This is a genomic window from Anaerolineales bacterium (assembly GCA_015075625.1).
GTDB lineage: Bacteria > Chloroflexota > Anaerolineae > Aggregatilineales > UBA2796 > UBA2796.
This window is the reverse complement of record JABTTZ010000002.1, coordinates 147,168-169,397: the sequence shown is the minus strand read 5'-3', so window position 1 is coordinate 169,397 and position 22,230 is coordinate 147,168. Positions and strand designations below refer to the sequence as shown.

32 protein-coding genes are annotated in these 22,230 nt (G+C 55.8%); 29 read left to right on the top strand and 3 right to left on the bottom strand.

Features of this window, described 5'->3' with window-relative positions; genetic code table 11:
- Nucleotides 1-37 precede the first annotated feature (37 nt).
- Both HS103_09460 and HS103_09455 read right to left on the bottom strand, forming a co-directional pair.
- Nucleotides 38-1,984, bottom strand: a complete 1,947-nt coding sequence (locus HS103_09460; GenBank protein ID MBE7513026.1) for an alpha/beta hydrolase — start codon at nt 1,982-1,984, stop codon at nt 38-40.
- A 25-nt stretch (nt 1,985-2,009) separates the two neighbouring features.
- Nucleotides 2,010-3,497 carry an O-antigen ligase family protein gene (locus tag HS103_09455; GenBank protein ID MBE7513025.1) on the bottom strand — a complete coding sequence of 496 codons (1,488 nt, stop codon included), beginning with the start codon at nt 3,495-3,497 and terminating at the stop codon, nt 2,010-2,012.
- Between the two features lie 167 nt (nt 3,498-3,664).
- On the opposite strand from HS103_09455, the gene der reads away from it, so the two are divergent.
- The 4 genes from der to HS103_09435 all read left to right on the top strand — a co-directional run bounded on the left by der (nt 3,665) and on the right by HS103_09435 (nt 7,601).
- Nucleotides 3,665-5,032 (top strand): ribosome biogenesis GTPase Der, encoded by a 1,368-nt coding sequence (der, locus tag HS103_09450; GenBank protein ID MBE7513024.1) that lies wholly within the window; start codon nt 3,665-3,667, stop codon nt 5,030-5,032.
- A 228-nt stretch (nt 5,033-5,260) separates the two neighbouring features.
- Nucleotides 5,261-6,547 carry an O-acetylhomoserine aminocarboxypropyltransferase/cysteine synthase gene (locus tag HS103_09445; protein MBE7513023.1) on the top strand — a complete coding sequence of 429 codons (1,287 nt, stop codon included), beginning with the start codon at nt 5,261-5,263 and terminating at the stop codon, nt 6,545-6,547.
- Complete coding sequence (locus tag HS103_09440; GenBank protein MBE7513022.1) at nt 6,514-7,053, top strand: CoA-binding protein; 540 nt, start codon at nt 6,514-6,516, stop codon at nt 7,051-7,053. The genes HS103_09445 and HS103_09440 overlap by 34 nt, the downstream gene beginning before the upstream one ends.
- A 167-nt stretch (nt 7,054-7,220) precedes the next feature.
- Nucleotides 7,221-7,601: a cupin domain-containing protein gene (locus HS103_09435; GenBank protein MBE7513021.1), complete on the top strand. Its 381-nt coding sequence runs from the start codon at nt 7,221-7,223 to the stop codon at nt 7,599-7,601.
- A 111-nt stretch (nt 7,602-7,712) separates the two neighbouring features.
- On the opposite strand, the gene HS103_09430 is transcribed toward HS103_09435, so the two are convergent.
- Nucleotides 7,713-7,922 carry a cold-shock protein gene (locus HS103_09430; protein ID MBE7513020.1) on the bottom strand — a complete coding sequence of 70 codons (210 nt, stop codon included), beginning with the start codon at nt 7,920-7,922 and terminating at the stop codon, nt 7,713-7,715.
- A 463-nt stretch (nt 7,923-8,385) separates the two neighbouring features.
- Here HS103_09430 and rpsL point away from each other — a divergent pair, with 463 nt between their 5' ends.
- The 25 genes from rpsL to rplO all read left to right on the top strand — a co-directional run bounded on the left by rpsL (nt 8,386) and on the right by rplO (nt 22,212).
- The gene (gene rpsL / locus HS103_09425; protein ID MBE7513019.1) at nt 8,386-8,847 is read left to right on the top strand and encodes a 30S ribosomal protein S12; all 462 of its coding nucleotides are present in this window, start codon (nt 8,386-8,388) and stop codon (nt 8,845-8,847) included.
- A 13-nt stretch (nt 8,848-8,860) separates the two neighbouring features.
- Nucleotides 8,861-9,331 (top strand): 30S ribosomal protein S7, encoded by a 471-nt coding sequence (gene rpsG / locus HS103_09420; GenBank protein MBE7513018.1) that lies wholly within the window; start codon nt 8,861-8,863, stop codon nt 9,329-9,331.
- A gap of 31 nt (nt 9,332-9,362) precedes the next feature.
- Complete coding sequence (gene fusA / locus HS103_09415) at nt 9,363-11,453, top strand: elongation factor G (GenBank protein MBE7513017.1); 2,091 nt, start codon at nt 9,363-9,365, stop codon at nt 11,451-11,453.
- A 21-nt stretch (nt 11,454-11,474) separates the two neighbouring features.
- The gene (gene tuf, locus HS103_09410; protein MBE7513016.1) at nt 11,475-12,668 is read left to right on the top strand and encodes an elongation factor Tu; all 1,194 of its coding nucleotides are present in this window, start codon (nt 11,475-11,477) and stop codon (nt 12,666-12,668) included.
- 87 nt (nt 12,669-12,755) lie between these two features.
- On the top strand, nt 12,756-13,064 hold the full coding sequence (rpsJ, locus tag HS103_09405; GenBank protein ID MBE7513015.1) for a 30S ribosomal protein S10: 309 nt from the start codon (nt 12,756-12,758) through the stop codon (nt 13,062-13,064).
- Between the two features lie 103 nt (nt 13,065-13,167).
- Nucleotides 13,168-13,806 (top strand): 50S ribosomal protein L3, encoded by a 639-nt coding sequence (gene rplC, locus HS103_09400; GenBank protein MBE7513014.1) that lies wholly within the window; start codon nt 13,168-13,170, stop codon nt 13,804-13,806.
- Between the two features lie 27 nt (nt 13,807-13,833).
- Nucleotides 13,834-14,472, top strand: a complete 639-nt coding sequence (gene rplD, locus HS103_09395) for a 50S ribosomal protein L4 (GenBank protein ID MBE7513013.1) — start codon at nt 13,834-13,836, stop codon at nt 14,470-14,472.
- Between the two features lie 26 nt (nt 14,473-14,498).
- Nucleotides 14,499-14,786, top strand: coding sequence for a 50S ribosomal protein L23 (gene rplW, locus HS103_09390; GenBank protein MBE7513012.1), 288 nt, complete (start codon nt 14,499-14,501; stop codon nt 14,784-14,786).
- Between the two features lie 49 nt (nt 14,787-14,835).
- On the top strand, nt 14,836-15,672 hold the full coding sequence (gene rplB, locus HS103_09385; protein ID MBE7513011.1) for a 50S ribosomal protein L2: 837 nt from the start codon (nt 14,836-14,838) through the stop codon (nt 15,670-15,672).
- Between the two features lie 16 nt (nt 15,673-15,688).
- Nucleotides 15,689-15,982, top strand: a complete 294-nt coding sequence (gene rpsS / locus HS103_09380; protein MBE7513010.1) for a 30S ribosomal protein S19 — start codon at nt 15,689-15,691, stop codon at nt 15,980-15,982.
- Between the two features lie 3 nt (nt 15,983-15,985).
- Complete coding sequence (rplV, locus tag HS103_09375) at nt 15,986-16,327, top strand: 50S ribosomal protein L22 (GenBank protein ID MBE7513009.1); 342 nt, start codon at nt 15,986-15,988, stop codon at nt 16,325-16,327.
- Nucleotides 16,328-16,330: 3 nt separating this feature from the next.
- On the top strand, nt 16,331-16,999 hold the full coding sequence (gene rpsC, locus HS103_09370) for a 30S ribosomal protein S3 (GenBank protein ID MBE7513008.1): 669 nt from the start codon (nt 16,331-16,333) through the stop codon (nt 16,997-16,999).
- A gap of 46 nt (nt 17,000-17,045) precedes the next feature.
- Nucleotides 17,046-17,495 carry a 50S ribosomal protein L16 gene (gene rplP / locus HS103_09365; protein MBE7513007.1) on the top strand — a complete coding sequence of 150 codons (450 nt, stop codon included), beginning with the start codon at nt 17,046-17,048 and terminating at the stop codon, nt 17,493-17,495.
- A 2-nt stretch (nt 17,496-17,497) separates the two neighbouring features.
- Nucleotides 17,498-17,749, top strand: a complete 252-nt coding sequence (rpmC, locus tag HS103_09360; GenBank protein MBE7513006.1) for a 50S ribosomal protein L29 — start codon at nt 17,498-17,500, stop codon at nt 17,747-17,749.
- Nucleotides 17,739-17,990 carry a 30S ribosomal protein S17 gene (gene rpsQ, locus HS103_09355; GenBank protein ID MBE7513005.1) on the top strand — a complete coding sequence of 84 codons (252 nt, stop codon included), beginning with the start codon at nt 17,739-17,741 and terminating at the stop codon, nt 17,988-17,990. The genes rpmC and rpsQ overlap by 11 nt, the downstream gene beginning before the upstream one ends.
- Nucleotides 17,991-18,023: 33 nt before the next feature.
- Complete coding sequence (rplN, locus tag HS103_09350) at nt 18,024-18,395, top strand: 50S ribosomal protein L14 (GenBank protein MBE7513004.1); 372 nt, start codon at nt 18,024-18,026, stop codon at nt 18,393-18,395.
- A gap of 35 nt (nt 18,396-18,430) precedes the next feature.
- Complete coding sequence (locus HS103_09345) at nt 18,431-18,751, top strand: 50S ribosomal protein L24 (protein ID MBE7513003.1); 321 nt, start codon at nt 18,431-18,433, stop codon at nt 18,749-18,751.
- A gap of 2 nt (nt 18,752-18,753) precedes the next feature.
- Nucleotides 18,754-19,302, top strand: a complete 549-nt coding sequence (rplE, locus tag HS103_09340; GenBank protein MBE7513002.1) for a 50S ribosomal protein L5 — start codon at nt 18,754-18,756, stop codon at nt 19,300-19,302.
- 15 nt (nt 19,303-19,317) lie between these two features.
- Nucleotides 19,318-19,524 (top strand): type Z 30S ribosomal protein S14, encoded by a 207-nt coding sequence (locus tag HS103_09335; protein MBE7513001.1) that lies wholly within the window; start codon nt 19,318-19,320, stop codon nt 19,522-19,524.
- Between the two features lie 28 nt (nt 19,525-19,552).
- The gene (gene rpsH, locus HS103_09330; protein ID MBE7513000.1) at nt 19,553-19,954 is read left to right on the top strand and encodes a 30S ribosomal protein S8; all 402 of its coding nucleotides are present in this window, start codon (nt 19,553-19,555) and stop codon (nt 19,952-19,954) included.
- Nucleotides 19,955-19,980: 26 nt separating this feature from the next.
- Entirely contained in the window at nt 19,981-20,526 is a 546-nt protein-coding gene (rplF, locus tag HS103_09325; protein ID MBE7512999.1) for a 50S ribosomal protein L6, read from the top strand.
- A gap of 3 nt (nt 20,527-20,529) precedes the next feature.
- Complete coding sequence (locus HS103_09320; GenBank protein MBE7512998.1) at nt 20,530-20,895, top strand: 50S ribosomal protein L18; 366 nt, start codon at nt 20,530-20,532, stop codon at nt 20,893-20,895.
- Nucleotides 20,896-20,926: 31 nt separating this feature from the next.
- Nucleotides 20,927-21,481 (top strand): 30S ribosomal protein S5, encoded by a 555-nt coding sequence (rpsE, locus tag HS103_09315; GenBank protein MBE7512997.1) that lies wholly within the window; start codon nt 20,927-20,929, stop codon nt 21,479-21,481.
- A 27-nt stretch (nt 21,482-21,508) separates the two neighbouring features.
- The gene (gene rpmD / locus HS103_09310; GenBank protein MBE7512996.1) at nt 21,509-21,700 is read left to right on the top strand and encodes a 50S ribosomal protein L30; all 192 of its coding nucleotides are present in this window, start codon (nt 21,509-21,511) and stop codon (nt 21,698-21,700) included.
- Complete coding sequence (gene rplO / locus HS103_09305; GenBank protein ID MBE7512995.1) at nt 21,697-22,212, top strand: 50S ribosomal protein L15; 516 nt, start codon at nt 21,697-21,699, stop codon at nt 22,210-22,212. The genes rpmD and rplO overlap by 4 nt, the downstream gene beginning before the upstream one ends.
- The last annotated feature ends 18 nt before the right edge of the window (nt 22,213-22,230 follow it).

Here is a 22,230-nt window from a genome sequence, read left to right as displayed (position 1 = left end):
ATCCTTGTGAATAGATAATGCTAGTCGCTTGATTGTGCTACGGACTCATCAAGGAAAACAAGACATTCGTCAGGATCGGCTCGAAGGTTGCCGTGAAGGTGTTATTGGGTGCGGCATACCACAGCAAACTGGTTGTGCTGCTTCCGGTCAACCCGCCGCCAATAATGACCAGCGCACCGGTGAACCCTTCCTCTGCTGTGCTGAAGGCATACTGGGCAATGGTCACCCCAAACGAGTTTAAGGATGCCTGCAAGGTGAGCGTCGCATTGTATTCAGTCCCGATGAGCGCCTCGAATTCGGGTAGGCGTTCGGTAGTCACCGCACCCTCTACGCGGGCAAAACCAATGGATTGCAAGTCATCTTGACTGATAAAGTAGGCAAAGGGCGATGTTGGAGTCTCTGCTTGACGGTAGCGCCAGCCTTCCGGCAGTGTGTAGCGACGCCCACTGATGGGATCGGCAAGTTCAGTAAACTTGACCAAGTACGCCCCATTGAAAATGGGTTTCACATCACGCCCCGCACAAGATGTATCCAGCGTTTTCACCTCGCTAGGGTTGGCAAGGAACACCGCTGTCAGGTTTTGGGCGCATTTACTGAACGGCAACACCCCGTGACCCTGATAGGGGAAACTGATCAGTTGGCTGTTCGTCAGTCGTTTGGCGGCATTTTCGGCAAACTGCGGCGGTGTCTGCGAATCGAACGCCCCACTGAACATGAGGATCGGAATATCTGTTTCAAGAGCAGGGATTGGCTCTAATTCGGCGCTGCGCCACGTTTGGCAGCTTTGGACGAGCAAATCAATCACCCCATCTGACGTACCGTAAAAGGCATTTTGTTTCCCTTCGGCAATTTCTGCCGGCGTGAGGAACGCCACCGTCTCGGCACAGACGATGCTGAAATACATACCATAGGAAAGTTCCGTCTCCGCGCTGGCGATTAAGATGGAGGCGGGCAGCGTATAGATACCGCTTCCGGCTTGGGTAATCACTTGAGGAATATAGCCAAGAATCGGTCCTTGGTTGATCATGGCTATCAGCGATTCGAGGAAACGCTCTTTCGTCATCGTGATTGGGTAGGATTTTCCGGTGTAGGAACTTGTCCCACTGGTGCGGATAGGCTCACCAGCAAAACGGCTGAGCGCCTTGTCCATCTTCGCCGGAAGGTCAGGGAAAATATCATTGCAAGCGGCATCTGCCTGACAGAGGGTGAATACCTTTTGGAGCGCCGTATCTCGGTAATTCGCCACCGTGATCCAAGGTTTATCCGAAGGGGCAACAACACCCTCTAAAACCGCTCCGGCGACGGTTTCCGGGTGGCGGCTTAGGTAAACCTGCGCCAGCCATGTTCCATAGGACGATCCGTAGAGGAAGATTTTCTCGTAGCCAAGCGCAGCGCGGACGGCGTTCGTGTCATCGGCAAGGGCGGCACTGGTCACTTTCGCCGGATCCATAATCGCTGAGACACGTTCTAAACAGGCGGCAAGACGTTCCCGATTGGTCGTTATATCGATGTCGGGGGTTGTTGCTTTTTCTAAATCTGCTAATGCCTGATCGCTGATTTCCTTACAATCAATCGATGTTGAGCCGCCCGTCCCGCGTTGGTCAATCAAGACAATCGCATGATCCTGATTGAGCCTTTCATAGGCGGCAAACCAGGTTTCCTGAAATTGTTTGATCGCCCCTGCACCGGGTCCGCCTTCCAAATGGAAAATGGGTGGGGCATTTGAGCCTTCCCTCTTTGCCGGAATCACAACGATTTTTAGGGTGATGTGCTTGCCCGCTGCATTTTCCCAATCTTCAGGGGCGCTAAATGTCCCACATTGGGCATCCGCATCCCGCGCCGCCTCACCAATCCCAAATTTTAGAGTACACGCCTCAAGGGGGAGCGATGGTTGGGCATGGATAGGCGCATTTTCAGAAAGAAAGAAGGTGAGGCTAAGGGCAAGTACGGCGACCAGCACGACAATCCGAATGGTGCGGAACATAGCGAAATATTCCTTCTTGGTAATATCAACGAGTGAAACGGCGAGGTGGAACGGTGATTTTGTGAATTATGAGTCCATTATCCGACACCGTTCGGGCTGCCGCCAATGACAGCCCGACGAAAACCCAAAGCATCGTAGCCGCCCCTTGAAACTCCAGATTGAAGTAGTAGTGATCCACGACACCGCTGATGAGCGCTCCGACAATGCCCGCCGTCGCCCCGAGCCAAATGGGGAGCAGATCAGGATCGGCGCGAATGGCACGCCAACGCCGCAGCCCATAGCGGAAAACCTCCGCCATCGTCAGCAAAAACAAACCGAGTCCGGTTAATCCTGTTGCGCCAGCAATCTTCAAATAGGTACTGGAGACGCCGAGATAAATATCTCGATCTGGCGAACCAGCAAAACCAACCCCGATCAGCGGATAGCGCCCGATGAGCGTAAGGGCATCTTTATATTCGCCAAAACGCATTTGGGTGGCGAGGTCTTCCCCCGCAAACCCCTCCGAGAGCCGCTCTAGGTAGCGCTGCATAAAGGGTAAGGAAAGCACGATAAGTCCGCCGATGACTCCCGCTACCAAAAGCCAGCGATAGCGCAGCACGGCGACGAAAAGTACGGCGACCCCAAGCGCCAAGAGCGCCCCGCGTGATCCGGTGAGTAAGACCGCCCCACCAACGAGAATGCATATTCCCCACGCAGCGCCCCGCCCTAGCCGACTACTTCCAGTGACGGGACGTGTGGAGAGCGCCTGTACTCCGGCGAGCGCCCCGATCATGAGCAAAAAACCACCATAGGCATTCGGGTCAACCCATGTCCCAATGGCGCGTTCCCCTTGCGAGGGGTCGTCTTCTACGTAGCGGATCACCCCTCCCTGCGGGTAGCCGAACCGTCCAAGGGCGTTGAGCGCACGCTCGGCAGTGGTGTCATTCAATGCGTAGAGTCCAACGCCAATCAGGGCTTGTGCCGCACCCATGAGGACAAGCACAAGGGTGGCACGGCGAAGGACTTGGGCATCACGCAAGACATCGATCAAGACAATCGGTAGGCAAACGGTGACGACCATTTCGGCAAATTTGCGTAAGATGTTCGCTGTGAGGGCGGCGTGACCCAACCCAGCAACAAAACTAAAGAGCATGAATCCGGCGAAAAGAAGGATCAACGCCCCCGCTGGGACGAGCCGAAAGCGTGGGCGTTTGGCGGTCATCCATTGGAATAGGTAAACAAGAAGAAACCCGGCAAGGGCAAGGTCAAGGATGGTTGGCGTCAGCGCCACACGGACGGGAAGTGTGGCAAAGGGCAAAAGCGCCACAACAGCAAAAACGGCGTATAGTCCGGCAGTCAAGTTTGTTAGGATGTACAGCCCTGCGCCCATCCCCAAGACCGCCCCGAAAGCAATCACCGGACCAGCGATCACAAGAAGCAGAGCGAGACTCACCGCGATAGCACCAATGAAGATGCCAATAGTCAGCGATTGGGCGGACTGTCCGCGCAAGGTTGTTTTTAAGAGAGAGGACAACGTATACACCACTTTAATAAGGCTAAGCTCATCCCTCAAGCGTATCGTGAATGGGTGAGTCGATCAAAGAGAACAGCAGAGAGAATACTCATTTTGGCGACTGCCCCTCTGCAACAGCGACACTTTCCACTAAAATACAGTCCCTAGTGAAGCAGGATTGTACTCTTATGCGGAAACCCTTTGTCGCCCTTGTGGGGCGTCCGAATGTTGGCAAATCAACGCTGTTCAATCGCCTTGTTGAGGAACGGAAATCCGTCACCTCGGATATTCCCGGCACGACACGGGATCGTCTTTTGGCTGATGCGAATTGGCGCGGTGTGGAATTCACCCTCATCGATACGGGCGGGATTGAAGTTTACGAGCCGCGTACAGGAAAACCGCGTCCCACCCTTCTGGAAGGGAGCGTCGATTTCGTCAAGGAGATTCGCATACAGGCGCTGATCGCCATTGAGGAAGCGGATGTCGTCGTCATGCTTGTTGATGCCATTGATGGGATCACCGGGGCGGATGAGGAGGTGGCGGAGATGCTGCGGCGGACGAACAAACCAATTCTGATCGCCGCCAACAAAGCGGATAACGAGGAACGCCGTCTTGCGGCGAACGAGTTTTATGCCCTCGGCTTGGGCGAGGAAGTGTTTCCCATCAGCGCCTTGCATGGGACGGGAACGGGTGATTTGCTGGATGCGGTTGTCGATCATCTGAAACAAGCGCCGCCCGAAACGCTGGAGGAGATGGACGAAAGTCTGAAGATCGCCATTGTGGGGCGCCCGAATGTGGGGAAATCGAGTTTGCTCAACCGCTTGCTTGGCGAGGAACGCGCCATTGTTAGTCCGATTGCGGGGACAACCCGTGATTCGATTGACACCCGCCTAACATGGGAAGGGATGCCCGTCACCTTGATCGATACAGCAGGGATTCGACGGCGGGGGAGCATTGAGCCGGGGATTGAGCAGTTCAGCGTTATTCGTGCCTTTAAAGCCCTTGAGCGGGCGGATGTTGCTTTGCTGTTGATTGATGCGGTGGAGGGCGTGACTGCCCAAGATTTGCACATTGCGGGGATGATTAAAGAGGCAAACCGAAGTGTGGTGATCATCGTCAACAAATGGGATGCATTGGAAAAAGACGACCACACCCTGAACGAATTCACAAAAACGATCCAGCAGCGCTTTGATTTCATCGCCTATGCGCCGATTCTTTTCCTTAGCGCCAAGACGGGGCAGCGTATTCACACTGTCTTGCCGATGGCGGCGCGGGTGCAAGAAGAACGCCTTGTACGCATCCCAACGGGGGCATTGAACCAACTGGTGAGGCGGGCAGTAGAACGCCACTCCCCAACGAGCAGCCCGCAGGGACGGTTGAAAATTTACTATGTCTCCCAAGTGCGTGTAGACCCCCCGACGTTCCTTTTCCATGTAAACGATAAGGAACTTCTGCACTTTACCTATGAACGTTATCTGGAAAACCAAATTCGGGAGGACTATACCTTCCTCGGCACGCCTATCCGGTTAAGTTTTCGCAACCGTCGGCGGGAGTAGCCTCTAAGAGCCTATCCGTACATTCGGGGTTGGCTTATCATCAGAACAGCAGTGATAAAAACGCCTTGCTTGGCAACGACGCCTTTTCCTGAGGGTTGCCCATAAGGGGGGAGGGGCAGCGCCCCTCAAGGTGATTATCCCCCCTCTCCCACAAGGGGAGAGGGGGCTAGGGGGTGAGGGCTTGCGTCCACCATTCATCTTTTTAATTTATGGATAGATACTAAGCTCATGAGTCAATCGAAACGAAAATTTGGATTTGAAACACGGATGCTCCATGCCGGGTATATTCCTGAACCCGTTACCGGGGCGCGTGCCGTACCTATTTTCCAGACGACATCGTATGTCTTTGAAGACAGCGACAAAGCCGCTCAGTTGTTTGAACTGAAGCAATATGGGAACATCTACACACGGATCAACAACCCCACCACCGCCGCCTTCGAGGAACGTATCGCTTCTTTGGAAAATGCGACGGGGGCGGTTGCCACCGCCAGCGGTATGGCGGCGCAGTTTGCGGTTTTTATGACATTGCTCAACCCGGGGGATGAGATCGTCGCCTCGGCACATCTTTATGGGGGGACGGTCACGCAGTTCACCCATACCTTCAAAAAGTTGGGCATCAAAACCCATTTTGTCGATCCAACGAATCTGGATCGGTGGGCAAAGGCGATCACCCCACAGACAAAAGCGCTTTACGGGGAAACGATTGGCAATCCCAAAGGGAGTATCCTTGATATTGCGCCACTGGCAGACCTTGCCCATGCCCATAACATCCCGCTCATTGTCGATAGCACGTTTGCCACACCCTACCTGTGCCGCCCGATGGATTGGGGGGCGGATTTAGTCGTTCACTCCGCGACAAAATTTATCGGCGGGCATGGAAATTCCATAGCCGGTGTGCTGCTGGACTCAGGGCGGTTCGATTTCAGCCGCTTTCCGACCATTGCCGATCCCGACCCCGCCTATCATGAGCTACGTTTCTATGAAACGTTTGGGCATTATGGATTCCTTATGAAAGCGCGTGCTGTGACGCTGCGGGATACAGGTGCGGCGCTTTCCCCGTTCAATTCATTTCTCTTGATTCAGGGTTTGGAGACGCTCTCCGTGCGGATGGATCGGCACGTTCAAAATGCGCACGCCGTCGCCGCTTTTCTGAACGATCATCCAAAGGTGGCGTGGGTTGCCTATGCCGGGCTACCGGATAGCCCCTATCACGCCCTTGCCCAAAAATACACGCCGAAAGGACCCGGCGCGGTGTTCACTTTTGGAATTAAAGGGGAGAACCCCCGACAGGCAGGCAAAACGTTTATTGAGGGGCTGCACCTCTTTTCGCACCTCGCCAATGTGGGCGACGCCCGCAGTTTGGTCATTCACCCCGCTTCGACAACACATCAACAGCTTTCTGACGCCGAATTAGAGGCGGGCGGGGTTAGTCCAGCGATGATTCGACTCTCGATTGGCTTAGAAACAACAGAGGATTTGTTATGGGACTTGGATCAGGCATTGCAGGCGACGTAAGCATGAACACAGTCTTATCTGAAGAAGACCGTGAGCGTTATCAAGACCCAGGAATCATCCGCACCATTCTGAGTACGGCTAAGACCATTGCGATGGTTGGGCTTTCGCCAAAAAGTGAACGCCCTAGCCATTTTGTGGCATCCTACCTGAAATCGGAAGGGTATCGCGTGATTCCGGTGAACCCCAAAGCAACCGAGATTTTGGGCGAGAAGGCGTATCCCGATTTGCAAAGCATCTCCTTCCCTATCGATCTGGTGAATGTCTTTCGGCAGCCAGAGGAGTGTTTCGAGATTGCCCAAGATGCCATACGGATGGGGGCAAAGGGATTGTGGCTGCAACTGCGGGTGGTGAACGTAGATGCCGCCCGTCTTGCCTATGATGCTGGACTGCGCGTTGTGATGGATCGTTGTGTGAAGATTGAGCATGGGCGTTACGGTGGCTCTCTCCATTGGGTGGGGATGAACACCGAATTGATCAGCGCCCGACGCGCTCAACGCTATTTTTAACGGACATTACGCAGGTAGGGTTGTTTTCCCTGTGTTGGGGGGAAGGGGAAGTGTGAGGGGGAAGCCCCCCAAAAGTGAATGTCCCCTTCTCTCGACGGGAGAAGGGGGATGAGGTCACTTGCGCAAGGTGAGTTGCTAACGAACGGGGAAACAGGAGTGGTCTTACGATGGGAATCATTCATAAGCGCTTTGAGGAAGGGCAAACATGGCGGTGGGAAGGGGTGGAAGTTGAACAGTACACCTCCAACCAAGCGACGAAAGAGGTTTTGGTTGGACCGAAAGACGGGGCGACTAACTTCGTCATTCGGTATTTCACCATTCCGCCGCATGGCTTTTCCAGCCTAGATAACCATGCCCATGATCATGGCGTTGTCGTCATGCGCGGACGCGCCCGCCTTCAGTTAGGGGAGCGTTTCGAGGAAGTTCGTGAGGGGGATGCCATCTACATTCCGGGTTTAGAAACCCACCAGTTCGAGAATCTGACTGACGAACCGTTTACGTTTCTGTGTGTTGTGCCACCCAAACCCTCCAGACCAGAAGAACGCTAGAGGCTGTTCAACAAAGGAAAACGGCGATCCGCAAGACATGGATCGCCGTTTTCCTTGATGTTTTTCTGTGTTTGTCGCTGAGGGAGCGACGGGGAAACGCACAGAGGTGGGTTAGGATTGACGCATCACTGAGACAGCGCTTAAACCGGATGGTTTCTGCTCAATTTCGAGTGAGACACGCTCACCGGGGCGCAAGGCACGTTCGCCTTCTCCCCGAATGACGGCGTAACGAACGGCAACCTGTTCACCCATATCAGTGACGATGATGCCGCGTCCGCTCAGTTTGTCGAAATCCTTCACCGTTCCCCATTGACGTTCCATAACCTGTGCCATTGTTTCTCCTGATGTCTGATGACCGCTATGATGATGATTCGATTGTAAATCTTTTTGGAATCGCAAGAATCTCACAATGAATTCCGATAATTTTGATAGACAATATAATAAACAATCCCATCATCACCAAAAGGGAGTGAGAGTGTAGTGCCTCGTTAATAAAACGTCAAATTCCAGCGAAGGTTACGCAAGAAATCAGCCGTCCCCGACAAGCCCACCCTTGACCGTCCTTTACACATCCTTTATAATCCCTCTCGCTGAACGACGGACGCCATCCTTGCACCAAGTCAAGGCAATAGCCTCCGAATTGATGTAGACGACTCCGGTGAGGACACAAAAGCCCTAAATGGGCATCCTGTGTCCTCCCGTCGTGCAAGGAGACGGGCGTCAGCGGCAAAGCAAGACGCCCGTCAGCATGTCTGAGAAAAGAGCGAGATAGTACGGAGAACGTATGCCGACCATCAACCAACTTGTTCGCAAGGGTCGCCGCGCTAAGAAAAGCAAAAGCAAATCGCCAGCGCTGCAATATACCTTTAACGCCTACAAGCAAACGCGCACACGCCAACCGAAGGGTGCGCCCCAAAAGCGCGGCGTCTGCACGAATGTGCGTACCATGACGCCCAAGAAGCCAAATTCGGCGCTGCGCAAGATTGCCCGTATTCGCCTGACAAACACGCTCGAAGTCACTGCTTATATCCCCGGCGAGGGTCACAGCTTGCAGGAACACAGCGTTGTCATGATTCGCGGTGGTCGTGTGAAGGATTTGCCTGGCGTTCGCTATCACATTGTTCGTGGCAAGCTCGACTGTGACGGGGTGAAAAACCGTCAGCAGGGGCGCAGCAAATACGGCGCGAAAATGCCGAAGGCTGCCCCAGCAGGCAAGGGCGGCGCTGCACCGGCGAAGAAAAAGTAATTGAGGTTTCGCAATGCCTAGACGATATACACCCCAACGCCGCCCCACGCTCCCCGATATTCGGTACAACAGCGTTCTTGTGGGGATGATCATTAACCGAATGATGCGCAACGGCAAGAAAAGTACTGCCCGCGCCGTCCTGTATGATGCGCTTGACCTCGTGGCGGATCGCACCAAGCGAGAGGCGCTCGAAGTGTTGCAAGTGGCGATGACGAATGCTGCGCCTACCGTAGAAGTAAAGCCCAAGCGCGTTGGTGGGTCTACCTACCAAGTTCCGATTGAAGTCAGTCGGGATCGTGGCGAATCGCTCGCCATGCGCTGGATTTTGATGGCGGCACGCTCGCGCAGTGGTAAGAGCATGGCGGAAAAATTAGCGTCTGAAATCTTAGACGCGGCGAACAATCAAGGCGCTGCCGTAAAGCGCAAGGACGAGACGCACCGCATGGCGGAAGCGAACCGTGCCTTTGCTCATTACCGCTGGTAGGCAGCCGATCCCAGAGGAATTCTGAACGACTATGGCGAAAACAGCACAACTCTCCCTCAATCTCGAAAAAGTCCGCAATATCGGCGTGATTGCTCATATTGACGCGGGCAAGACGACGACGACGGAGCGTATTCTCTACTACACCGGGCTTGTCCATAAGATCGGTGAGGTGCATGAGGGCGCGGCGACGACGGACTACATGGATCAAGAACGCGAACGCGGGATTACGATCACGGCGGCAGCGGTCACGTCCTCTTGGAATGGGCACCAAATCAACCTGATCGACACCCCCGGACATATCGATTTCACCGCTGAGGTGCAGCGTTCGCTGCGCGTTTTGGATGGTGGCGTCGTCGTCTTTGATGGTGTGGCGGGTGTTGAGCCGCAATCGGAAACGGTGTGGCGGCAAGCAGATCGCTACGAAGTGCCGCGCATTTGCTTTGTCAATAAAATGGATCGCACCGGCGCTAGTTTCCGTCGCTGCGTCGATATGATTGTGGATCGGTTGGCGGGCAAGCCTGTCATTCTCTACTTCCCCTACGGGGAGGGAGATCGCTTCGCCGGATTGGTGGACGTGCTGAACCAAGAACTGATCGTTTACGCTGACGACACTGGGATGAACTTGTCTCACCAGCCGCTGCCGGAAGACATCCGCGAAGAAGCGGAAGCACAACGGGCAGAGACAGTTGAGGCGATTGTCGAAAACGATGAAACCCTCATGGAGCGCTATCTGGTCGAAGAGCCAATCAGCACCGAAGAACTGAAGGTCGCTCTACGGAAGGCGTGCATTGAAGGCAAAGCACACCCCGTCCTGTGCGGGTCGGCGTTGAAGAACAAAGGCGTGCAGTTGCTCTTGGATGCGGTGATCGATTACCTCCCCTCGCCGCTGGATATTCCTCCGGTGCGTGGGACGAACCCCGATACGGGCGAGCCAATTGAACGCGCTGCCACCGACGAAGAACCGCTGGCTGCTCTTGTGTTCAAGATTCTGACTGACCCCTACGTTGGGCGGTTAGCGTTTGTGCGCGTCTATGCGGGCGTTCTGCGCTCTGGGACAACGCTGCTGAACAGCACGAAGGGAAAACGCGAACGCATTGGGCGCATGGTGCGCATGTTCGCTGACAAACGCGAGGACATCGAAGAAGTCCACGCGGGTGATATTGGTGCGATCTTGGGTTTGAAGGACTCCTTCACAGGCGAGACACTCACCGAACAGGATAAGCCAATCCTCTTGGAGAAGATCAGCTTCCCCGCACCGGTGATCAGTGTTGCCATTGAGCCGAAAACAAAGGGCGACCAAGACAAAATGGGTGAGGCGCTCCGCAAATTGTCGGAAGAAGACCCCACCTTCCATGTCCAAACAGACGATCAATTGGGGCAGACCCTCATCTACGGGATGGGTGAACTGCACCTTGAGGTTTTGGTGGAGCGGATGCGCCGTGAACACCATGTGGATGCCATTGTTGGGCGTCCGCGTGTCGCCTATCGTGAGACGATTACTCGTCCGGTGCGCATCGACTCGATCTTTAAGCGGCAATCCGGTGGGCGCGGTCAATATGCCCGTGCTGTGCTGGAACTTGAGCCTTTGCCCGACGACGCCAAAGAACCTTATGAGTTCGTCAATGAGATCGTTGGTGGCTCGATCCCGCGTGAGTACATCAAACCTGTGGATGAGGGCATTCGTGAGGCAATGGCAGGCGGTGTCTTAGCGGGCTACCCTGTCGTGGGTCTCCGTGTCAAGCTCGTTGATGGCGCGTTCCATGAGGTGGACTCATCGGAAATGGCGTTCCATATTGCCGGATCCATGGGCTTGAAGGAAGGCGTCCAAAAGGGCGGTCCTGTTCTTCTTGAACCGATGATGCGCGTGGAAGTTGTCGTTCCTGATGATTACACGGGCGGTGTTGTGGGCGATCTCTCGGCGCGGCGGGCATTGATCGAAGGGATGGAGCCACGTGCTGGCGGGGCATCCTCGATCAAGGCGATTGTGCCACTAGGCGAGATGTTCGGCTATGCCACGAACCTGCGTAATATGTCGCAAGGGCGCGGTGCGTTCACGATGGAATTCTACCGTTACAACCCCGCGCCAACGAACGTCGCGGAAACGATTATCAAGGGCAAGTAACCCGTACTCGGAGGAAAAGCAATGGCGAAGTTTGAGCGGAATAAGCCCCATGCCAATATCGGCACGATTGGGCATGTCGATCATGGGAAAACGTCGCTGACGGCGGCGATCACGAAGGTGTTGGCGATGAAGGGTCAGGCAGAATTCCGCGCCTACGACTCGATTGACAACGCGCCGGAAGAAAAGGCACGGGGGATCACGATCTCAATCACCCATGTGGAGTACGAGACGCCGAACCGCCACTATGCTCATGTGGACTGTCCTGGACACCGCGACTACATCAAGAACATGATCACGGGCGCGGCGCAGATGGACGGGGCGATCTTGGTGGTGAGTGCGCCGGATGGTCCGATGCCGCAGACGCGGGAACACGTGCTATTGGCGCGTCAGGTAGAAGTGCCAGCGATGGTCGTTTTCCTGAACAAGGTTGACCAAATGGACGACCCAGAACTGCTGGAATTGGTGGAGTTGGAACTTTCTGACCTGCTGAGCGGGTACGGCTTTCCGGCGGATACGCCGATCATTCGCGGCTCGGCGTTGAAGGCGTTGGAGCAGACCAGCACAGATGTGAACCACCCCGATTACGCGCCGATTTTGCAACTGATGGAGACGGTGGACACCTACATTCCGCAGCCGACGCGGGAGATGGACAAGCCGTTCTTGATGCCGATTGAAGACGTGTTCAGCATCAAGGGGCGCGGGACGGTGGTGACGGGGCGCGTGGAGCGCGGGCAGTTGAAGAAGGGCGAGGAAGTGGAAATCCTCGGTCTGCGCGAGGAGAAGATGAAGACGACGGTGACAGGCATTGAGATGTTCCACAAGGAACTGGATGCCGCCGTCGCCGGCGATAACGCCGGTATCCTTCTGCGCGGGACGCAGCGTGAGGAAGTCGAACGCGGGATGGTCATTGCCAAACCCGGCTCGATCACGCCGCACACAAAGTTCAAGTGCCAAGTGTACGTGCTGAAGAAGGAAGAAGGCGGGCGTCACAAGGCGTTCTTCACCGGCTACCGCCCACAGTTCTACCTGCGCACGGTGGACGTGACCGGCACGGTGGCGCTTCCCGATGGTGTTGAGATGGTCATGCCCGGCGATAACATCGTCATGACAGTGGAATTGATCATGCCCATCGCCCTCGAAAAGGGGTCGAAGTTCGCCATCCGTGAAGGCGGCTTGACCGTCGGCGCGGGCGTTATTGTCGAGATCATCGAATAACAAGGCACAGCGTGGCTTGGCGATGAGGGGGCAGCCGGTGGGTTGCCCTCTCACTGTCTAAACCGCCTGAAGACACAGAGCGAAACTATGGCAAAAAACAAAATTCGTATTCGTCTGAAAGCCTATGACCACCGCGTGATTGACCAATCGGCGCGGCGGATCGTTGAGACCGCCGAACGCACCGGGGCGCGTGTTGTAGGACCTGTTCCGCTTCCCACGCGGATCGAACGGTTTACAGTGCGTCGTTCACCGTTCATTGACAAGGAATCGCAAGAGCATTTCGAGATTCGCACACACAAGCGGCTGATTGATGTTCTTGACCCAGACAGCAAGACAATCGACGCCCTAACCCGCCTTAACCTTCCGGCGGGCGTGGACATTGAAATTAAGATTTAAGGCGGCACACACCAGATGGGCGCATTGTATGCGCCCCTACAGGCTGCCGTGTAGGGGCGCGTCATATGCGCCCGCCTAAGCAGTCCTTCGGGAGGACGACGTAATGATGAAGGGTATCATCGGCAAGAAGATCGGTATGAGCCAGATCATTGACCCAGAAAGCGGCAAAACCGTCGGGGTCACGGTCATTCAAGCCGGTCCATGCTTTGTCACACAGGTGCGTACCGCTGAGAACGATGGCTACTTAGCGGTTCAGCTTGGTTATGAAGAAATCAATCCAGAGCGTCTGAGCAATGGGGAACGTCAGCATTTGCTGAAGCGCAACCTGCCTACGCTCCGTTACCTGCGGGAATTCCGCGTGAAAGACATCACCCTCCAAGAGGGTGAGCGCCTGACCGTAGAAGTCTTTAGCAAGGGCGATCACGTGGACGTGGTTGGCACAAGCAAAGGTCACGGTACGGCAGGGACGATCAAACGTCATGGCTTTAACCGCCAGCCCACAACACATGGGGCATCTGACCGTACCCGCAGCCCTGGCTCTAGCAGTTCCGGGACAACGCCCGGACGTGTCAAGAAAGGCACGCGCCGCTCTGGGCAAATGGGTGTGGATCGCGTCACCAGCCAAAACTTGGAAGTTATGGCGATTGACACCGAACACAACCTGTTAGCAGTCAAAGGCTCTGTGCCGGGGGCAAAAGGCGGCTTGGTCATCATCAAAGAATCGGTGAAGGCACGGAAGTAGCCCGACGCACGGCGGAGAATACATGCAATGAAAGTTCCAGTACTCAACATGGCAGGCAAGGAAGTCGGTTCTACCGAGTTGCCCGCCGATATTTTCGAGGCAAAGATCAACATTGGGCTGATGCATCAGTATGTGGTGATGCAAAACGCCAATGCGCGTCTTGGCACGCACAAGACGAAACGGCGCGGTGAAATCAACCGCACTCATGCTAAATGGTACCGGCAAAAAGGGACGGGACGCGCCCGTCATGGCAGCCGCTCTGCGCCGTTGTTTGTCGGTGGTGGTCGGGCGCATGGTCCAATCCCGCACAAATACACGTTGGATATGCCGCGTAAGATGCGCCATACCGCGCTGCGTAGTGCGCTTTCGGCGCTTCTGCGGGATGGACAGATTATCGTCGTGGACTCGATCACCGTAGACGAGCCAAAGACGAAACTCATGGCAAACATCCTGAAGGCGTTGGTCGGGGATCAAAGCTCCCTGCTCCTTTTGGCTGGGCGCGATGACATCGTGGAGCGCTGCGTCCGCAACCTAGACGATGCGGCTTACCTACGGGCAAGCTATATGAACGTTCGTGACTTGCTCCAGTATGACCGGCTGATCATCCCGCTAAATGCGCTGGATGTGATCAAAGGTCTGCTCAGCCGGCAGCGCGTTCAGGAATAACCGGAGATCAGGTCATGGCAATCAGTTTGAATCTCTATAACGTGATCATCCGCCCCATCATCACCGAAGCCTCTAGCCAAGACGCGGCGACGCTTAATCAGTTCGCCTTTGAGGTTGACCTACGGGCGAATAAAATTCAGATCAAAGAAGCCGTCGAAGTTATCTTTAACGTAGACGTGCTGAGGGTGAACACAATCATCCTCCCGAAGAAGCGCGGGACACGCGGGCGTAAATCTTACGTGCGCAAGCCAGCGATGAAAAAGGCGATTGTCACGCTCCCAGAGGGGCAGACAATTCCGCTGTTCAACCTGTAGAAGCACACCCACTAACGGGATAACGCGAACGAGAGGCGTTTGACACACAATGGCTGTGAAAGTTTATAAGCCCACTTCGCCCGGGCGCCGGGGCATGACGGGCTATTCCTTCGAGGAAATCACCACCTCCCGCCCCCAAAAGGCGCTCGTCCGCGAAAAGCGGGGAAAATCGGGGCGTAACAATCAAGGGCGGGTGACGGTACGGCATCGGGGTGGCGGTCATAAGCGGGCATACCGCATCATTGACTTCAAGCGGGACAAAGTTGGCGTCCCCGCACGTGTTGCCACCATTGAATATGACCCCAACCGGACAGCACGTATCGCCCTATTGGTGTATGCCGATGGGGAAAAGCGCTACATCATCGCCCCCAACACACTCAACGTTGGCGATACGCTGATTAGCGGACCCGACGCGCCGCTGCGGGATGGAAACGCCCTCCCCCTGAACAAGATTCCGGTTGGTTCGGTCATTCACAATATCGAACTGGAAGTTGGGCGGGGCGGGCAGATGGTGCGTTCGGCGGGAACATCTGCCCAACTCATTGGGCGTGAGGAACGCTATGCCCAAATTCGCCTGCCTAGCGGCGAAATGCGCACCGTGCGCGAGGAGTGCATGGCGACGCTTGGACAAGTGGGCAACCTTGAACACACCAACATCAAGATTGGGAAGGCTGGACGTAAGCGATGGATGGGTTGGCGTCCAACGGTGCGCGGCAGTGCGATGGATCCCGATAGCCACCCACATGGCGGGGGCGAGGGGCGTTCACCCATCGGTATGCCCGGACCCAAGACGCCTTGGGGTAAGCCTGCGCTTGGCTACAAAACGCGGCGCAACAAACGCACGAATAAGTTCATCATCCGCCGTCGGGCATCCGGGCGCGGGTAAATAAAGGAGAGGTCAAATGTCTCGGTCACTCAAAAAGGGACCATTCATTGAACCGAAACTGCTGCGGCGGATCGAGACGATGAACGGGCGCAACGAGAAAAAGGTCATCAAGACTTGGAGTCGCGCTTCTACCATCTTCCCGCAGATGGTCGGTCATACAATTGCCGTCCACGACGGACGGCGCCATGTTCCGATTTATATCACAGAGAACATGGTTGGTCACAAATTGGGCGAATTCGCCCCCACCCGTACCTTCCGCGGTCATATCACCGAGAAGAAGACGAAGAAAACGGGGACGACAGGAGCGTAAATGATGGAAGTGAAAGCCTTTGCCCAGAGCCTGCCGATCAGCCCCCAAAAGATTCGTCTGGTCATCGATCAGGTACGTGGGAAAAATGCGGAACAGGCGTTGGTTATTCTCCAACACATGCCCCAAAAGGGCGCCGAGTTGGTGCGTAAGGTCATTGCCTCAGCGTTGGCGAACGCTGAGAATAACTTTGAACTGAACCGTCTCGACCTGTATGTAAAGACCATTTTCGCCGGGGATAGTTTCCGCCTAAAGCGCGTGAAGGCGGGGGCACGGGGGCGTTATAAGCCCCGTGTCAAGCGCTACGCACACCTGACCGTGATTTTGGACGAGCGGGAGGACGCATAACCTATGGGGCGTAAAATTCATCCGATTGGCTTCCGCCTCGGCATCAACCGAACATGGGAAGGGCGCTGGTACGCCGAAGGGCGTCGTTACGTGGAGATGCTCCACGAAGATTTTGAAATCCGTAAGGCGCTGATGAAAGAGGCTGCTAACGCCGCCGTCTCGAAGATCGAGATTGAGCGTTCGCCAAGCCAAGTGGAAGTGACCATCTTCACGGCGAAACCGGGCTTCATCATCGGCAAAAAAGGCGAGCAGATCAAAAAACTGAAGACAATGCTCTCCACCCTCACCGGCAAGCAAATCAAGCTGGAAGTCAGCGAGATTGACAAGCCCGACCTTGATGCCCGCCTGATTGCCGATAATATCGCACGGCAGTTGGAACGGCGTATTGGTCACAGCCGCGCCATGAAACGCGCTGTCCAACAGGCGCTTCGTCAGGGGGCATTGGGAATTAAGATCGTCGTTGCCGGGCGCTTGGCGGGGTCGGAAATGGCACGCCGCGAACAGCAGATGGAAGGGCGCGTCCCGCGTAGTACGCTGCGCTCCCTGATCGATTACGGCACGGCGGAGTCCCTCACGGGCTACGGACGGATCGGGGTCAAGGTGTGGGTTTACCTCGGCGAGAAAAAGCGCGAGGAAAAACCCGAACCCACCGATGTCTACGTGAGTCAGTAAGCGGCATACGCACCAGAGTACGCGAGAATACGAAGGATTTAGAGCTATGTTGATCCCGAAGCGGGTCAAATACCGCAAGCAAATGCGCGGACGCCGAACCGGTAAGGAAACACGCGGCATTGATGTGCAGTTCGGCGACTACGGTCTCCAAGCACTGGAACCCGCGTGGATCACCCAGCGCCAGATTGAGGCGGCACGCCGGGCGGTGGTGCGCTACATCAAGCGCCGAGGGCGTTTGTGGATTCGGATTTTCCCCGATAAGCCAGTGACGGCAAAACCTGCCGAAACGCGCATGGGGAAGGGTAAAGGGGCGGTTGACCACTACGTTGCCGTCGTCAAGCCGGGGCGCGTCCTGTTTGAGATGGGCGATGTGGACGAAGCCACCGCACGGGAGGCGCTGCGCCTCGCCGGATTCAAAATGCCGATCAAGACGAAATTTGTTGTCCGCACCGACCCCGTTACGGGGAACGCGCTGGTCAGCGGGGAGATGGGGTAGTCATGGCGAAAGCAGCAGAATTGCGGGCGCTGGAGACCTCCGACCTGCAAGAACAACTAGGAAAGAAGCGCGAAGAACTCTTTCGGGTGCGCTTAAATTGGTACGCGGGGTCGCTGGAAAACGCGAATCAGATGCGCCTTATTCGTAAGGACATCGCCCGGATTCTGATGATCCTCCGCGAGCGTGATTTGGCAGTGGCGGCAGTGCAAGCCACCGCCTCTACGGGTAAGGGAGAAAACAGCGATGTCCAATAACCGCCGTCGTTTGGTGGGGCGTGTTAGCAGCGCCAAGATGGAAAAGACGGTGGTCGTTGCTGTGGATGTTTCCAAGCGCCACCCCGTCTATGACAAAGTGATCCACGAGACGCGCAAATTCTACGCCCACGACGAAAGTGGTGCGGCGCAAGAAGGCGATCTCGTTCAGATTGTGGAAAGCCGCCCCCTCAGCAAGTTGAAGCGGTGGGTGGTCGAGACCGTCCTTGAGAAGCGTTCCTAACAAACGCTGAAAGACCTAAAGAGGCGATAGACCATGATCCAGCAAGAGACTAGGCTGAAGGTTGCCGATAACACCGGGGCGCGGGAACTTCTCGTCATCCGTGTTATGGGCGGCAGCCGCCGTCGTTATGGGTATGTCGGCGATGTTGTCATCGCCACCGTGAAAAACGCCGCGCCGCAAGGCATGGTGAAAAAGAGCGAGGTCGTGCGGGCGGTGATCGTCCGCGTGAACAAAGAATATCGTCGTGACGATGGCTCGTACATTCGTTTTGACGATAATGCTGCGGTCATTTTAGAAGCGGAGGGTGAGAACCCGCGAGGCACCCGCGTGTTCGGGCCCGTTGCGCGTGAAATCCGCGCCAAAGGCTTCACAAAGATCGCTGCGCTAGCACCGGAAACACTCTAGTATAGGACGCAAATCGTCCGGGAGTATGTGTGCCAATGCAGGGGATCAAAAAGGGCGACACCGTGAAGGTTATCGCCGGAAAAGACAAAGGGCAGCAGGGACAAGTTTTGGACGTGCTGACCAAAGACAATCGGGTCGTGGTTGAACGGGTGAATATCGTCAAGAAGGCACAACGTCGGCAGCAGGTTGGGCGGAATCAGGTTGGAGGGATCATCGAATTTGAAGCCCCGATTGACCGTTCCAATGTCATGCTGATTTGCACCAAATGTGCTGAGGCAACCCGTGTCAACTTCCGGTTCAATGAAGAAGGACAAAAAGTGCGCGTCTGCAAAAAGTGCGGACAGGATATTGACTAGAGATGGCAACCCTGAACCTGAAACAGCACTATAAAGACACCGTTGTGGCGGAACTGATGAAAGAGTTTCGCTATAGCAATGTGATGCAGGTCCCGCGCATCTTGAAAGTCTCCCTTAATATTGGTGTTGGGGAGGCGATTGATAACGCCAAGGCGCTTGATGGCGCGGTGGAAGACCTGACCAAGATCGCCGGACAAAAACCGGTGATTACGAAGGCAAAAACCAGCATTGCCACCTTCAAACTGCGCGAAGGGAAGGCAATCGGCGTCAAAGTCACCCTCCGTGGGGAGCGGATGTGGGCGTTCTTAGACCGCCTGATCAACATCGCCCTCCCCCGTACTCGTGACTTTCGTGGGATTAGTGGGAACGCCTTCGACGGGCGCGGAAACTACACCCTCGGTCTGCGGGAACAACTGATCTTCCCAGAGATCGAATATGACAAGATCGACAAGGTGCGCGGCATGGAAGTATCCATCGTCACCACCGCGACGACAGATGAAGAAGGGCGGCGGCTGCTCAAGCTGCTTGGTATGCCCTTCCGCGAGAACTAAGGGAGCGTAACCGTTATGGCAAAGAAGTCCATTGTCACGCGGGAGACACGCCGCAAATTCAAAGTGCGTGTGCGCAACCGCTGCCAACACATTGATCCGCGCTCCGGCAAGGTTTGCGGGCGTCCTCGCGGGTATATTAGCCGCTTTGGTCTGTGCCGTATCCACTTCCGGGAACTCGCTCTAGAGGGCAAGCTCCCCGGTGTGGTGAAATCAAGCTGGTAGACGGAACGGGAGCAGGAGTAACTTTTCAATGATTTCCGATCCGATTGCCGATATGTTCACGCGCATTCGTAATGCGCTTATGGTAAAGCACGCTCAGGTGTCTATGCCCACCAGCAAGCTCAAGGTGGCAATTTCCGCCATTTTGCTGCGCGAAGGCTACATCGAAGGCTTTACCGTTTCCGAAGACGCCAAGCCCGTCCTGACGATTGATTTGAAGTATGCCGGGGTGCGCCGTGAGCGCCGTCCGGTTATCTCCAGCATCAAGCGCGTTAGCACGCCGGGTCGCCGCGTTTACACCAGCAAGGGCGACATCCCCTGGGTTCTCAGCGGGATGGGCATTGCCCTCGTCAGCACCTCCAAAGGCTTAATGACGGGCGAAGAAGCCCGCCGTGCGGGGGTTGGTGGCGAAGTGATCGGCTACGTTTGGTAACCCTGATAAGAGAGGAGTAAACCCACATGTCTCGTATCGGGAAACAGCCGATCAGCCTCCCGGCAAAGGTGCAAGTCACCATCGAGGGGCAGCACATCAAGGTGAAAGGTCCGAAGGGCGAACTGAGCCGTACCATTCACGCCAATATGAAAATCGCCCAAGAGGACGGCACACTGACCGTCACGCGCCCCAATGATGAGCGCGAAAACCGCGCCCTTCATGGGCTGACGCGGGCGCTCGTCAACAATATGGTGGTGGGCGTCACCACTGGCTTCAAAAAGATGCTCAATATCGAGGGTGTTGGGTATCGTGCCGAAATGAAGGGGTCAACCCTTGTTCTCTATTTAGGCTATTCTCACCCTATTGAAGTGAAACCCATTGAGGGAATCACCTTTAGCGTTGGGGAGCGCGGTGTTGTCCTCACCATTGAGGGGATGGATAAGCAGCTTGTTGGGCAGGTTGCCTCAGACATACGCGAAATCCGTCCGCCTGAGCCGTACCTCGGCAAGGGTGTTCGTTACAGTGATGAAACCATCCGTCGCAAGGCGGGTAAGGCGGGCAAGGGTAAATAAGCTATGGATAAGGCACAAGCAAGACGGGAAGCGAAAATCCGCCGCCATATCCGCCTTCGCAAAAAGGTGAAGGGTACGGGGGAGCGCCCACGTTTGGCGGTCTTTCGCAGCCTTGAACACATCTATGCGCAGGTGATCGACGACGTGCAGGGGCATACCCTCGTTTCAGCGTCTACCGTTGACCCGGAAGTGCGCAAGCAGATTACGGGGACGAAGACCGACGAAGCGAAATTGGTTGGCAAGATTGTTGCCGAACGGGCGAAAAATGCCGGTGTGACACAAGTCGTCTTTGATCGCGGCGGGACACAATATACGGGGCGGGTGAAGGCGTTGGCAGAGGCGGCGCGTGAAGCCGGTCTCGATTTCTAAATCACGGTGTGAGTAGCGGAGCATAACAACTATGGCGAAACGGGAGCGCGAATCGCGCCGTGAACGGGAGCGCGAGGAAGACCGCGAAGAACTAGATGAGCGCGTTGTAGATATCAGCCGCGTGGCGAAGGTGGTGAAGGGTGGGCGACGCTTTGCCTTCCGCACCGTCGTGATCGTTGGCGATAACAAAGGGCGCGTTGGGATCGGCGTTGGCAAGTCACGTGGCGTGCCAGATTCGATCCGCAAAGGGACAGACTCTGCCCGCAAGAAGATGCTGCGCGTCTCCCTTGTAGGGACGACCATCCCCCATGCGGTAACGGCGAAGTTTGGCGGGGCAATCGTTATGCTCCGCCCGGCAACGCCCGGTACGGGGGTTATTGCTGGCGGGGGCGTTCGTGCCGTCCTAGAGGCGGTGGGCGTCCGCGATATTCTGAGCAAAAGTCAGGGCAGCAACAACACACTCAATGTCGCCTATGCGACCTTCATGGCGCTTCAGCAATTGCGCAGTGCCGAGGAGATCGCCCGGATGCGCGGCAAGAGTGTGGAAGAGACGAAGCCGTTTTTCCTGCGGCGCAGTAAAGACTAGAATCCAACAGCATACGGAGCGAACGCGATGGCTGAGAAGAAACTCCGCGTGACGCTGGTCAAAAGTCCTATCGGCAACCCGATGCGCCAGAAACAAACTGTGAAGGCGCTCGGTTTCCGCAAGATTAACGAGACCATCGTCCAACCGGATAACGCCTCGGTGCGAGGCATGATCTTCAAGGTGAGCCACCTGCTCAAAGTCGAGGAGATCACCGAATGAAACTCACTGATTTGAAACCCGATCCCGGGTCGCGCAAGCGCCGCCGCCGCGTTGGACGCGGGATTTCGGCGGGGCAAGGCAAGACTGCCGGACGTGGGACAAAAGGGCAAGCAGCCCGTACTGGTGGGGTGAAAGCCCCATACTTTGAAGGGGGGCAACTGCCCCTTGTGCGCCGCTTGCCCTTCAAGCGCGGCTTCACAAACATCTTCAAGATTTACTATCAGGTTGTCAATGTGGGCATCTTGAACGAGGCGTTCAGCGCTGGCGAGACGGTGACCCCTGACACCCTTGTGACGAAGGGGCTGATCAAAGATACCGACAAGCCCATTGTCATTTTGGGTGAAGGCGATCTAACGCTGAAACTTGCGGTCAGCGCCCACCGCTTCAGCGGCAGCGCTAAGGAAAAGATCGAGAAGGCGGGGGGCTCTGTGGCGGTGATTGACCTCGCCGTGCGCGGGGCGTTCGCTACGGTCAAAAAGCAGCGCAAGCCCAAGCCGACCCAAAAATCCTAAAGAAACTCACTGGGTGGG